Origin of the sequence: Exiguobacterium acetylicum DSM 20416 (genome assembly GCF_000702605.1) — a bacterium.
GTDB classification, from domain to species: Bacteria; Bacillota; Bacilli; order Exiguobacteriales; family Exiguobacteriaceae; genus Exiguobacterium_A; species Exiguobacterium_A acetylicum.
Genome location: NZ_JNIR01000003.1, coordinates 71237 through 84122, shown reverse-complemented (window position 1 = coordinate 84122; position 12886 = coordinate 71237). Strand labels below are relative to the sequence as shown.

At 39.0% G+C, this 12886-nt stretch carries 11 protein-coding genes and 1 pseudogene; 8 read left to right on the top strand and 4 right to left on the bottom strand.

The window, feature by feature from the left end:
• The first annotated feature begins 601 nt into the window (after nt 1-601).
• The 4 genes from P401_RS0117295 to P401_RS0117280 are packed head-to-tail and all read left to right on the top strand — an operon-like array spanning nt 602 to nt 3636.
• Nucleotides 602-1390, top strand: coding sequence for a ParA family protein (locus P401_RS0117295; RefSeq protein ID WP_160171478.1), 789 nt, complete (start codon nt 602-604; stop codon nt 1388-1390).
• Entirely contained in the window at nt 1374-2060 is a 687-nt protein-coding gene (locus tag P401_RS0117290; RefSeq protein WP_029343472.1) for a DUF3102 domain-containing protein, read from the top strand. Before P401_RS0117295 ends, P401_RS0117290 begins: the two co-directional genes overlap by 17 nt.
• On the top strand, nt 2057-2836 hold the full coding sequence (locus tag P401_RS0117285; protein ID WP_029343471.1) for a ParA family protein: 780 nt from the start codon (nt 2057-2059) through the stop codon (nt 2834-2836). The genes P401_RS0117290 and P401_RS0117285 overlap by 4 nt, the downstream gene beginning before the upstream one ends.
• The gene (locus P401_RS0117280) at nt 2833-3636 is read left to right on the top strand and encodes a hypothetical protein (RefSeq protein WP_029343469.1); all 804 of its coding nucleotides are present in this window, start codon (nt 2833-2835) and stop codon (nt 3634-3636) included. The genes P401_RS0117285 and P401_RS0117280 overlap by 4 nt, the downstream gene beginning before the upstream one ends.
• 67 nt (nt 3637-3703) lie before the next feature.
• Here P401_RS0117280 and P401_RS0117275 read toward each other — a convergent pair whose 3' ends face one another.
• From P401_RS0117275 to P401_RS18635, 4 genes are all read right to left on the bottom strand, one after another.
• A complete protein-coding gene (locus P401_RS0117275; RefSeq protein WP_152548226.1) occupies nt 3704-4453 on the bottom strand; it encodes a hypothetical protein in 750 nt (249 codons plus the stop codon).
• Nucleotides 4454-4793: 340 nt separating this feature from the next.
• The gene (locus P401_RS0117270) at nt 4794-5099 is read right to left on the bottom strand and encodes a hypothetical protein (protein WP_029343467.1); all 306 of its coding nucleotides are present in this window, start codon (nt 5097-5099) and stop codon (nt 4794-4796) included.
• A 402-nt stretch (nt 5100-5501) separates the two neighbouring features.
• Nucleotides 5502-5978: a protein NO VEIN domain-containing protein gene (locus tag P401_RS0117260; protein WP_051656380.1), complete on the bottom strand. Its 477-nt coding sequence runs from the start codon at nt 5976-5978 to the stop codon at nt 5502-5504.
• A gap of 130 nt (nt 5979-6108) precedes the next feature.
• The gene (locus P401_RS18635) at nt 6109-6255 is read right to left on the bottom strand and encodes a hypothetical protein (RefSeq protein WP_160171477.1); all 147 of its coding nucleotides are present in this window, start codon (nt 6253-6255) and stop codon (nt 6109-6111) included.
• 214 nt (nt 6256-6469) lie between these two features.
• Here P401_RS18635 and P401_RS0117255 point away from each other — a divergent pair, with 214 nt between their 5' ends.
• The 4 genes and pseudogenes from P401_RS0117255 to P401_RS0117235 all read left to right on the top strand — a co-directional run bounded on the left by P401_RS0117255 (nt 6470) and on the right by P401_RS0117235 (nt 12881).
• On the top strand, nt 6470-7459 hold the full coding sequence (locus tag P401_RS0117255; RefSeq protein ID WP_029343465.1) for a pyridoxal-phosphate dependent enzyme: 990 nt from the start codon (nt 6470-6472) through the stop codon (nt 7457-7459).
• Between the two features lie 193 nt (nt 7460-7652).
• On the top strand, nt 7653-8720 hold the full coding sequence (locus tag P401_RS0117245; protein WP_152548225.1) for a hypothetical protein: 1068 nt from the start codon (nt 7653-7655) through the stop codon (nt 8718-8720).
• Nucleotides 8635-11649: an AMP-binding protein gene (locus P401_RS0117240; protein WP_081834798.1), complete on the top strand. Its 3015-nt coding sequence runs from the start codon at nt 8635-8637 to the stop codon at nt 11647-11649. The genes P401_RS0117245 and P401_RS0117240 overlap by 86 nt, the downstream gene beginning before the upstream one ends.
• Nucleotides 11630-12881 (top strand): annotated as a pseudogene (locus P401_RS0117235) (MFS transporter). Before P401_RS0117240 ends, P401_RS0117235 begins: the two are co-directional and overlap by 20 nt.
• Nucleotides 12882-12886: the final 5 nt, after the last annotated feature.

Sequence of the window (12886 nt, the reverse complement as noted above, 5' to 3'; positions counted from 1 at the left end):
AAAGCCGCGCCATTTTAAGTCTTTTTGATCGAATTCATCGTCATGCTACTCATTTTATTAATCCATTCAAAGACAATATCAATATGCCATACTATTTAGGAAAAAAAACAAATTCTGTAGTTAAAAAACCAGTTTCTCGAGTTGCATATTCAACTGATTCTGAACGAAATCATTGAATGCATTCACAAAAAACAACACTCTTTGAATTTCTGCAAATTGTGCTGTTCGTTTCCCGAATCGCAAAATGTCTTATTTTTGTTGGTATTGCAGGATTAAGGCGGTGAAGTCTTTTTCCAATTCTTATTAATTCTTTATTAATCTTTTTAATCTCTTCCAATGTGTTGAATGATAATAATCTGGTAGATCACGGCTTATTATGATAAAGAATAAAATTAAAATATAGAGAAACCTTTTAAAAACGTAGACAAAAACATCTACTTAGGAAAGATTAAATACGCTGTAAACATTTCGATGTCGAAATGTTTACAGCGTATTTAATAATGTATACATAAAATTATTCTCATATTTATGTTTTGAGTTCTGATAATCATTGAAATTATGACATCCATGTGCCATGATGAATGAAGAAAGGGGAGAGATAATGAATATTATGACGTTTTACATATCAAAAGGAGGATCCGGTAAGACAACCTGTTCGCTCAATATGGGTCATGCGCTTGGTGAACTCGGGTATCGGACGCTTCTCGTTGACTTAGATCCGCAGGGATCATTAAGTAAGTTAATGCTGAAAGAGTCGGACACGATTCAATACATGACGCTGTACGACGTCCAAGCAAAAGGATTAGCGATTGAAGAGATCTTATTTGATGATGAAAAACACAACATTAGTCTTCTTCCCTCCAATGAACGAAATGCACGTTTAATCAATTTAATTTCTGAACAAGATAAGATTTTTCTATTAAAAGATTTACTATCTCCTCTTGCCCATGAGTTTGATTGGATCATTCTTGATTCAGTTCCTTCAATCAATGAATTATCGAAAGTAGTTTTATCGTGCGCAGACGAGGTTGTTATTCCATTCATGCCGAAAAAGCTCGTTTTTGATCAGTTAGGAAGTACGGTTCGAACGATTCGACAAGTGAAGAAGTACTATAATGCTTCGCTAGAGCTAACAGGCATTATGCCAGTCGCAATTGATCTTGGTTTAAAAGGGGATCGCGAATACGCAGAGGCGATGGAGCAGATGGCAACAACAGAACAATTACATGTGCTGCCTTCTGTACGACGTGCTGCTTTTATTGAGAAGGCAGCAGATAGCGGAAAGAGTGTTTTACAGTACAAGTCGAAAGAAGGCATGGAACTGGCACAGCCGTTTCGTGAGCTAGCACTTTTGATGACAGGAGGTCCGAAACATGAAAGCGCGGAATAAACAAATTCATAAAGTAAGACCACAAGACCAACATCCTTATCGGAGTGGATTGACTGATCTGAGTTCTGTCGTTCAGAAGTTACCGGTTTCCCGCGATTTAGAAAATCTCGCAGTCGAGATTAAAGAATTAGCGAAGATTCAAACGATCTCTGTTTTCGAGATTGGTAAGCGCTTGTCGATTGCTAAATCTGAAATGCACGATCAACAAGAATGGCGCACGTTTTTAGAAGTCGTCAACATGTCAAATTCACTTGCCTCCCGATATGTTAAAGCGTTTGACACCCTAGAACCATTTGAAGAACAACTCCAAACGTTACCGGCTTCCAAAGTATTCGAACTGATGTATGTCGATGATCCAGAAGACGTTGTTTTAAATGGTTTACCTGTAGAAGAAGGACGGAAGTCATTAGACAGTGCGACAGTACGAGAAATCCGTGCTGCTCGATCAACGACACCTAAAGTAAAAGTCAAATCGTTTCAACAACCGGAAGTGACATCGACCGTCCTTTCTACACGAGTTCCTACAGAAACATCAGAACAGATTCATGTGTTAGCCCGTGCTAAAGGACTCAGCATTAGTGAATACATTTCAAAGATGATCGAAGAGACAATTCAGCGAAACATTATTGAAGATCAGAGTGAGATCGTGGAAGGAGAGAAGGAACAGTGAAAAAAATTGCCTTATATAATCGAAAGGGTGGCGTCGGAAAATCAACGACCACAATTAATCTAGCCCACGCATATGCTCGCCAAGGATTGCGCGTTCTAGTCATTGATGCAGATGACCAAGCATCGACGACAAACGGACTAGGCTTAACCGATGATTACGATGGAAAAGTGCTCCTTGATTGTCTGATTGAAGAATACGATCCGTTGTACGCACCGATTGAACAAGTGATTGTTACCTGTGATTATGAACTAGGAACGATTCACTTAGTACCAACGCGTCGCTCTGCTTCTCCTACCGGACTGACGAGTCAGATGGGATATGAATACCGCTTGATTGAAGAACTAGCGCGACTTGAAGACTTATTTGATATTTGTTTGATTGATTGCCCGGGATCAACGTCCGCTTTAAACCCATACGCTCGTTGTGCTCTTGTTGCGCAAGACCGGATTGTCATGCCGGTACAGATGCAGAAGTTCTCGATGGATGCTGTCTATACAGCTCCAGAAGAATTGGAAGAAATGAGACACGGATACAAGGAAGATATTCATATCTCAGCGTTTATTCCAACAATGGTGAATGCCCGCTCTAAAGGAGATATGACGACTGTAGACGAGTTAAAGGAGTTAGGGGAAGAAGTTGGAATTCCTGTACTAACGACAATCCCATACATTGTAAAAATCCAATCCTTACAACGAGAAGCACGTCCTGTCATTGACCATAAAAGTCCAGCGACAGATGCCTACTTACAGCTAGCAGAGGAGGTACTCTCACTATGAGCAGTCGACGTAAAAAAGGACAAGCAACGTTCAAAAGCTTTCAGAGCACAGTAGCTGAAAAACCTGTTCAAGAAGAGAGCACAGAAGCGTTACGAGAAGAGCAAGTCGAAGCGGTGAAAAAGTTTGCTGCGCCTGCGATGTCAAATCCGTACCAGTCGCTTCCGGCTGTCGGTTTATCACGTGTGCTATCAAAACGGCTTCCAGAAGACATGGAAGGTATTATTCAATATTACAATCACATTGATACAATCCAAGCGACAAGTTTTGTTGAGAAGTGTCGTATTCTAGCACATGCGAATGAAGTATTTCGTGATGCTGAAACTAAAGAAGCGTTTCAGCAAGAACAAGGAAGTTGGAAATCATTTTTAAATCGAATCGGAATGTCTCATCCTCAAGTCAATCGGTTTATTTCATTCTGGAATGTATTTGGACCAACGATCTTAGACAAGGCGATTCAACAGGACTTCAGTGCTTCTAAGTTAGCTGAATTACTGACATGGCCAGAAGACCCAAAAGTCGCATTGCTCGAAGAACGAAAGTATAAGACAAACGATGGGGAGTTCACGGTCTATGAAATGACACGTGAGCAATTACGTGAAGTGAAAAAGATGTTGAATGAACGGAAAGAACAAAACGTGATTGATGCAACTCCTGTACAGCCAAAACCAGCACGTGTGCATGTAGATTTTTCCGACAAAAATGATCCATTGTACCAAACTCTGAAAAAACGAGCGCAAGATCAGGGGATAAAGCCCGATCAAATTATTCGAGCTGCATTAGAACAATACTTACGCACGTAATTGGATAACAAAGACCGTTCTACATCTTAGTAGAACGGTCTTTTGATAATTCCAGCTTAATGGATTACTAATTTTCACTATCGAGAGATGTCTGTGTACGCTCTCGTAAAACAGCTAGCTCAACTTGTTCGTGAAGTCGACGTTCAAACGATTCTTGATCACGCTGGGCAATGGTCAACGCTAACGACAATTTTCGATTATCTTCTTCTAACTGTTCGGAACGCTCGGTACGTGCTTTCAGTTCATCGATTCGATCAGTTAAGGCTTTGTTTTGGCGATACAATTGATCGCGTTCTTCCTCAAGTTTAGTGATGTTTCCTTCCAAATGAAAGACTTCTCGTTTTAATGACGTGATTTCTTCCTTGTTAGATACTTCTCGTTTTTCCTGTTGTTGTCTTATGTGAACTAATTCATTTTCTGTCTGTTCCAGTTTTGCTTTCATGTCTTGAAGTTCTTGCTGGTGGAAAGAGACTTTTTCTAAATACTCTGCTTCTAAGTCGTCTTTAGCTTGGAGCACTTCGGACTCTAACTTAGTGACTGTGTCTAGATGACGAGATTGGATGCGTTGATTTTCATGTTGGAATGTTTCAAGACGTGCTGCACGTTCTTGAAAGAGAAGAGTGATCTGCTTAAGTGATGCTTCTAATACAGCATCCTCTTCACTGAGTTTGGGATCAATTTCCTTTTGTTCGGCTAGTACAATAAACTCTTCGAATAGCTGATTGGTTGTAATCTGGCGTCCTTTTATTAATTCACCAATTTTTTCTGTAACTTCTTCAGAAAGGCGGAAAGATTTATTCTTCATTTCATTAGACAATAGACTTACCTCGCTCTTATAAATAATTATTTAACTTTAGCATATCATGAATATACGAATTAAAAATCATCATAAAAATTATGTTAGAGTACGGCCCCTGGATCTCTCTGCTTAACTTCTTTTTTAGACTCAATTCTTATTCCGTATAAAAAATAAAGTGTATATTCATTAAATTTATTCACCATTATAGGAATGAAAAAAACGGATAATAACTCAACCGTAAGATAAATTAAAAATAGCCATATTATCCAAATGAACCAGAAGTTAAAGATGGTTTCCCAGCTATCATCAACAGAGAATAACATAATCACAAAGAATATAATTGATATCGCATAGTGAGTTATTTTTTTCTTACACTATTTATCTCATAATTTAAATTATTTTTAATTCCAGTTAGTCGATTTAGAATGAGTAAGTCAATTTTACTTCTCGAACTTGCAATTTTGTATTTGATAGTAGATTCTTCAATTAATGCTTTACCCTGTTTGATTATGGTTTTATTAACTCCATACGTATCTTTAAATAAATGGAATGAACCATCTATGCCCTTAATAAAGTTATACTCTTCTTCAATACCTTCATTATTCGGAAGTAGAATTTTTATATTATTTTTCGACTTTATAAAAATAGAATAGATACGTAACATTGCATAATTGCAAATTGAAACATAAATTAAAGATGCTATGAGTGTTGCATAAGTAATTGAGTTTTTAGGATCACTCTTAAATAGTTTAAGTAGATCAATATTCTCAGTTTTAACAACAGTAATTCCAATCGCTACAAAAAAAGTAATGATAATAAAAGTGAATCAACTAATCTGTATTTTACTTTATCGAATTTAGTTATAGTAAATTTATCCCATTCAAGATCAAACAAATAAGTAAATCTATTAATAAGTAGCAAGGCGAATGGTAATACAATTATAGGTACCCAAACATGTTCGAACATTTTAGAAACACTCCTTATGGCGTTTAATAACTAAAGTACAAAAAAGCTTCGGTGAATGCTATTAATTAAAAATATATTCTATTCCATAACAGAAATTCTCTTATATTTTTCCCCAATGACTAAAGTGCTTTTTTAGTGAGTTACCCGCTAATGAGTCACCCTTACTATTCAGGTTAAAAGTGTAGTTTCTTGGGATACTTGATTTTGAATTTTTATATGCTTTATTTTTAGAATCAAGAATTGAATTAATCTCCGGATAAGTAAAAACGTAAAAATTTATCTTTGAAATGCGTTGATTTTTACTACAGTCACTTATGACTAAAATTAAAAAATCAAAGGCTTTGTTTTCTGCTTGGTTTCTAGATAACTTAAAGCTGTCACTGCTTGATGAACCAGTATATTGAATATGCTTTACTTCGATTTTATTAATTTGATTATTTTGTCTTTCAATTGTTAAGTCATAACCACGTTGATTTTTGGTAGCAAATTTTACTACATACCCTAATGATAATAGCTTGTAAAATACTAATGATTCAGCAAAATTACCGCTCTGTTCCCTGTTTAATACTTTGCTCACTTGTGTGAAGTCCCTTTGTGTTAATGATTTTTATAGTGATGAATCGTCTTAATGTAAAATGAAAAAACTTCATCGCGCTATATCGTTTTTATCGGTATAGTGCGATGAAGTTTTTTGTACTTTTAAAATTTTATCGTTCTAATTTACTAGAACGTGGCTCAGGTAAATTGAGGTCTGCGGCCTTAGTTGAAACTGATGTTTGAGGCAGTGAAGCGAGGATACCTACTAATGTTGCGGTTACAAGTGTGCGAACAAAAACTTTTTTCAGTGATTTCATGAGTGATTGTCTCCTTTTTTGTAGTCTATATGTTGATTATGCGAGTTAATGTTTAGTCGCATAAGACGTTAATACGTATTTACTCCATGTAAATGAAAAAGTTAATTATTTACCTCCATTTACGTCTATTGGTTAAAAGATTCCGATGCTAAGGTACAGATATGAATTCATCAACTTCTACTCGAGTAAGAATGATTTGTGGAGGAATTACGAAATGGTTTCATTATTAAAGCAAGATGCCGAAATTCAGCTTCAAAAACATGAGGTTCGAGTTCTACCTTTTCATATTGGCAAAACGCCAGTTATACAACTCAGTCAGCGCTTTTCAAAAACAAATAACATCTATCTAAAACTGGAGTCACATAACCCTACAGGATCTGTTAAAGATCGAGCTGTCTACGCGATGATGGAGCCATATTTAAAGACAGGAAAGGAAGAATCTTTGCACTTTATTCTTCCATCAAGTGGGAACGCAGGTATTAGTCTGGCTTACTTGTGTTCAGTGTTCCAGCAAAAGTGTACGATTTTTGCTTCACCAGATATCGCTCCCATCAAAATCGCTTTGATCAAGCACTTTGGAGGGAATGTTATTACTTGCGATGGTGACGTGTCGACTGAACCAGGAGGATGGGTATACGAATCTAATCGTTTTCATGAGAAAACTACTTCTAGTATTTTATTAAATCAATTTAATAATGAGCAGAACGTATGCGTTCATGAGCAAACGACCGCGCCAGAACTAGAAAATCATATGATTGAAAAGGAAATCGTTTTAGATTATCTCTTCGTCGGCGTTGGTAGCGGGGGAACTGCACAAGGAATTTTGAACTTTTACAAAAAACATCAAAAATCGACTCGTGTTATCGGTGTCGAGCCAGTCGGCGGACTATTACATGGTTATTACCATGAATATGAATCAGTATATGTTGATCACGGTGTCGAGGCATTAAGTGATTGTTTTGTACCTGAAAACTTGAATCCGACGTATCGTTTCGATGATGTTATTCAATACACGGATCAACAGATGCGTACGATGCAGAAGCGCCTTGAGACGGAAGAGGGTGTGCTCGTAGGAGAGGCTACAGGGTTTATGACGAGTGCCATTCAAGACTATATCGAGAAATATGATCTTAAAGGAAAAAATATTGCTTTGATTGCTACGGACGACGCTTTCCGTTATATCGATGGAGTTCGCCATGGTTGATCTTCGTGTCGTAATAACCTCAGATACATGTACATGGCAGGCGAAGTATGAAGGACGGTTGTTCGCAGAGTATACATTCAAGTCGAAACGTCAGATTAACTCAATCAATTCCCTTCATCTTATTCAAACAACGCTTTGTCGGTTTGCATTGATGGATCTCCTCGGAGTAAAAGAAATACGGATTTAGTCCGTCATGCAACCAGTCTCAAGAGCTTATTTGTTGAAAGAGCTGAAGCGATTTAAACAGCAGACTATTCTATATCATGGATTAAAAGTCATAAACGAGCAGGTACATTTCAAGATGATCGAACATGAGATGATGCAGCCGCGGGAGCTAGAACAATCGAGTTGCTTCCTTGGATTCACAGGAGGAAAGGATTCTACGCTTGTTAGAGAGTTAATCGAATCAGACTTCGAACAGTTACGTCTTTTTAAAATCGATTTTGATGATGAGTTATTTGAGTCTGATTATCACTTAGCTGTAAACATCAAAGACGAAAAAGAATATAGTCGGCATTCGACGCGATCAATGTTTGAAGTTGAGAACGTTCCTTACTATCAAGAGGAAGATCTGCATGCCGTGTTCGCTGCTCCATATGTCGATGCAGAGATTCCTGCAAAACATCTTGCAGTAGGATTACCTTGGGACGTACTGAATCGTCATGTCTTTCGTACAGATGGATATCCGATCGAAGAGTACGTCTGTAGTGAGACCTATCAGTCGCTTTTTAATTTTCAAGATTTGATGCACGCACTTGGATTCAAAACTTTCGAGATTTTTTCACCTATCGCATCCATTAGTTCGATCGCTATTTACGACATTCATCGACACCTTCATGGTGAAGTAGGTTTACGTAACATGTCATCTTGTTGGTCACCGTTGCAAGATGGGAAAGATTGTGGACGTTGTCTGAAATGTCAACGTGTGCATCTGATTTATCGAACGCTCGGAATGGCTGTAGAAGAGGACGTAACAGCAGAAACAAGAGTTGGACTCGACTATCTATTTGGCTCCATCAGTATGAAGCAGTTGTTTGACAACCACTCCGCAGAAGAGCTGCAACGCTTTGCACGGGCAATCTTCGATGACGAGTTTGTCGGTCGAATTGATCGAGGATATGCCGAAAAATTATCTGCTATCTATGGACTAGAGAAAATGAAGAATCCACTTATGCATGTATTACCAGTTGAAAAACAGAAAAGAGGATATCAATATGACAATCACTTCACTCCGATCACCCCTATTGGAAACATTAACTAAGATCACAAAACAAACTCCAATGAAGGAAGTATTATTGACAGAAGGCGCAACATATACTTTGGAAGATATCCGAGTACGTTCTAATGCGATGGCACGTCAACTTGAGAAATCATTTATGACGCAACAGTATATCCCGGTCTACACGACCGATAACATTCAATCGATATTCAGTATGCTGGCATGTTGGAAAGCAGGGAAAGTATATGTTCCGTTGAATCCACAGACTCCTGCACCGAAAATCCGTCAACTCATGTCCACGCTTCACTGTGAGTCGATCTGGACGGACGGACTACCAGAAGAATATGATATGCCGCAAGTCATTTTTTCTAAAGAACGAATGGAACATGATGTTAACGTGACGGGAACAGATGTTGCATATATTCTAATGACGTCCGGTAGCACTGGCGAACCGAAAAAAGTAGAAGTAACACACACCAATTTGGATTGGTTACTGCGTACGTTAGAACAGATCATCCCTTTTGGGGAGAACGATCGTTTTCTCGTCTCGACGCCACCTGCATTCGATGTAGTCCTCCATGAAATGTTGGCATTCCTGTACGGACAGGGACGAGTCGTTTGTTTCCCGGCCTATTCGAATATCCAAAAGATTAAGGAGTTGCCAAACTTCGTTAACCGTTATGACGTGACGCATATCGCTTTGTCACCATCTGCTTGTACGCAAATCTTGAACCGTGAAAATGAACGCATAAAGCTGTCTACTTTACGTAAAGTACTATTAGCGGGAGAAGCGCTCGGTGTACCACTCGTCCAAAAATTGCATACACATTTTCCAAATGTCGATGTCTATAATCTTTATGGACCGACGGAAACAACCGTTTACGCAACTTGTTTAAAGATTGATAAAGGGACAAATGATGAGATACCAATTGGAAAAGTGCTTGATGGTGCTTCTATTGTATTTCGTGATGAACAAGGACAATTGAACGATACTACTGGGGAGATATTAATTGGAGGAAACGGCGTGAGTCGTGGTTATTTGGGAAATCCATCATTGACCGAAGAAAAATTCTTGACCATCGATGGCGCACGCTATTACGCGACAGGAGATCATGGACGTAAGGATGAAAACGACATCATCTTTTACGAAGGAAGACAAGATGATCAAGTGCAGGTGAACGGAATTCGAGTCGAGCTTGGAGAAATCAACGCGGCACTTCATTCGATTCATCCGACAGATACCTTTGAAACATTATATTTAGCAAATCGACTCGTCGTCTTTAGTGATACACATGCATTCACGGTAGAAGATACGCAAATATTAAAAGAAGAATTGAAGAAACGAATTCCATCGTATATGATTCCGAGCATGTACGTAACCGTACCAGAATTCAAAATAACGGCTAACCGAAAACTAGATCGTCGTTATCTCGAGTCATTCATTGAGACGAAGGAGTTAGGAAATCTCATTGAGAAGCAATCAAATCAAGAGATAGATCAACTTGTAGCGCGTATTTCGGACCACTACGGTCGTCCTGTCACACCTGATATGAACCTCATCCATGAATTACATTTAGACTCGCTGGATCAGCTTGATCTTCTCCTCTTATTAGAGGACCACTTCAATGTAACGCTAGTAGATGATTTTGTAGTGATGTATCCGACGCTTCGTCAAGTTCAGACACAATTGTCGCGAGAAGAAGAACCGGTGAAGAACATCATTGAAGTAGATGAATCCTATTGGAATGGGATCGTCGAAGACAACATGTTGGCGAATCGAGCACGATACGAACAAGCGACAACAGAACTGAAAGAAACATTTTATCTGCAAAAGAGTTATCATGTCGATGGGTTCCGACAGGTGCTGCACGAAGTCGTCTCGATACCTGAAAGATGCGATCGTACACAATTGCAGGAATCAATTAATACTTTAATTGCACGTCATCCCATGTTACGAAGCTTTTTAACGGTACAAGAGGATCGTCTACAATTTTCCGTACATGAAGAAACGGCGTCATTCCGTCTGTTATCTGTTCCAAGAGTTACTGAGGAGCAACGGCAGAACTGGATAGACCGTATGAAACAACACTACTTAGAAAACCTAATGGCATATTTCGTTCATGATGTATCTACGAATCGTGTCGAATTGTTCATCAATCATCATATCGCGGACCAGGCATCGATGAACATCTTAAAGCAAGATCTTTCCGCGTTGCTTCAAGGCAAGACACTGCTTCCTCTAACTATCGATTACTGGGATTACATTCACTACATCGATGCAAATAGAAATCGAGCAGAATTAGAAATCGAGCAAGTGAGTCGTGCTGGATTCTCCGATGTCACAAGTGACGTGTTTGACGTCAATGAAGGTCGACCGGTCCGCTACCTATCGTTCCAGCTTAAGCGAGACACACCAGAAGAATACATCGCTTATGCCAATTACATCATCTTAGGTGCTTTAGCAGCTGGACAATCACGACAACAGATGAGCGGATCGACTATTGTTGACTTACGATCATTTGACGGTCTCGACATTAAGGGAGTCGTTGGAGATGTCCATACTACCATTCCGCTTTGCCTTGAGCGCGGAGAATCATTTGAGACTTTCAACGAGAAGTTTGACGGCTGGTATAAACAGTTCGAGTCTGGAATCAATTTTAATCATCTCTTGTATCGTGATTATCCACGTGTCCAAGACATGCATCGTACGTTTGAACACGATCTGGATGATAATTTGAAAGTTAGCTCGAGCTTTCTTGGTGCGATTCGAGAACAAGAAATTCCGGCAATGCTAGAGGAACTCAAAGCTTCTCACGCTATCCTTCAGAATTTCTCGACTCATAAACTCTATGCATCCATCTTCTATACAGGAAAGCAATTGATCATCGTACCACTCAGCCAACCTATTTTATCGGAAGAATTCATTACTAGACTAGGTGGTGTAATTCATCATGAAAACAAATCGAAATAAATGGCTAATGGCGACAGCCTCTTCATCAACTCATCTAGGCGATGTCATTTTTGAGTATGCGATCAAATGGTGGATAGCGAGTATCAGTACAAGTGCGACGTTTCTCGCAGTCGTCCTTTCCATTGAGACGCTGGTCAGTAGTTTATTCAATATGATCGGTGGAGTTTTCGCCGACCGCTACGATCGAAGGAAGCTGTTAATTGGAACAGACATTATCAGTGGTATCGGTGCACTTGCGTTATATTTTTTTTGCGGGAGGATCATCGGGGCTGGTTCTATTATTGATTGTAAATACGATGCTTGCCGTCACGTATTCAATCTATGCACCAACTTCAAAAGCCATCGTCGTCCAATTGTTTGAGAAGAAGGAAATTCCATCGGCTAATGCATTATTTAACGGATTAGGAGAAGTTGTAAAAATTGCTGGACCGGCACTGGGTGTATTGTTGATCGGTGTCGGTGGTATTCAGCTCGCTTTCTTAATTAACGCAATTTCATTTTTCCTCTCAGCAGCATTACAGAGCTTCTTTGCGATAGAAGGATCCCCTATTGAAGAGAACGAAGGGGCTGATCAGAAGGCAACTTTTGATGGAGCGATCGAAGAGTTTAAGCAAGAGCTTGTAGAAGGATGGAAATATGTACGACGTGAGAAGCGGATCTTTGCGATCCTTCTTCTTGCCTCGGGTGCTAATTTTTTTATTGCAGGTTATCTGTTGTTGCTACCGTTCGTTGCGAAACAATATGTCTTTCTTGAAAATCTGTACGGGTGGCTATTAACAGCACAAGCGATTGGTGGAATCTTAGGAGCAATTCTATGCCAACGATTAAAGATAGGTCTTTCTGCACATTCGATTGGCAATTACTTGCTCATACCGGCTATAGGTATTTTGTTAACTTTTTTGATTGTAACACTACATCTAAATCCATTGATCATGTTGATGGGAACTGCTTGCTACGGTATAGGTCTTGCACTGTTTAATATTCAGTTTGTTTCCTACATTCAACAACACACAGCACCGGAGTATATTGGACGAGTATTCAGCATTATCTTCACAATCGCCATTCTATTTATTCCAGTTGGAAATTTTGTGTTCGATGCGTTATATGCACTTATCGGAGATTCCATTTTTCTCATCATTAGTCTAGGGATTACTGGAACCGTCCTCGCATATCGTCACCTCACAATGAAAGAAGAATTGATAGAAGAGGAGCAACTAGAAATTGGTCATTAAAATAC

What these genes read in the sequence shown, in the direction of transcription:
- P401_RS0117295 (WP_160171478.1), top strand. Translation starts at nt 602, where the DNA reads ATGAATATTATGACGTTTTACATATCAAAAGGAGGATCCGGTAAGACA.
- P401_RS0117290 (WP_029343472.1), top strand. Translation starts at nt 1,374, where the DNA reads ATGAAAGCGCGGAATAAACAAATTCATAAAGTAAGACCACAAGACCAA.
- P401_RS0117280 (WP_029343469.1), top strand. Translation starts at nt 2,833, where the DNA reads ATGAGCAGTCGACGTAAAAAAGGACAAGCAACGTTCAAAAGCTTTCAG.
- P401_RS0117270 (WP_029343467.1), bottom strand. Translation starts at nt 5,099, where the DNA reads ATGTTACGTATCTATTCTATTTTTATAAAGTCGAAAAATAATATAAAA.
- P401_RS18635 (WP_160171477.1), bottom strand. Translation starts at nt 6,255, where the DNA reads ATGAAATCACTGAAAAAAGTTTTTGTTCGCACACTTGTAACCGCAACA.
- P401_RS0117255 (WP_029343465.1), top strand. Translation starts at nt 6,470, where the DNA reads ATGGTTTCATTATTAAAGCAAGATGCCGAAATTCAGCTTCAAAAACAT.
- P401_RS0117245 (WP_152548225.1), top strand. Translation starts at nt 7,653, where the DNA reads ATGCAACCAGTCTCAAGAGCTTATTTGTTGAAAGAGCTGAAGCGATTT.
- P401_RS0117240 (WP_081834798.1), top strand. Translation starts at nt 8,635, where the DNA reads ATGTATTACCAGTTGAAAAACAGAAAAGAGGATATCAATATGACAATC.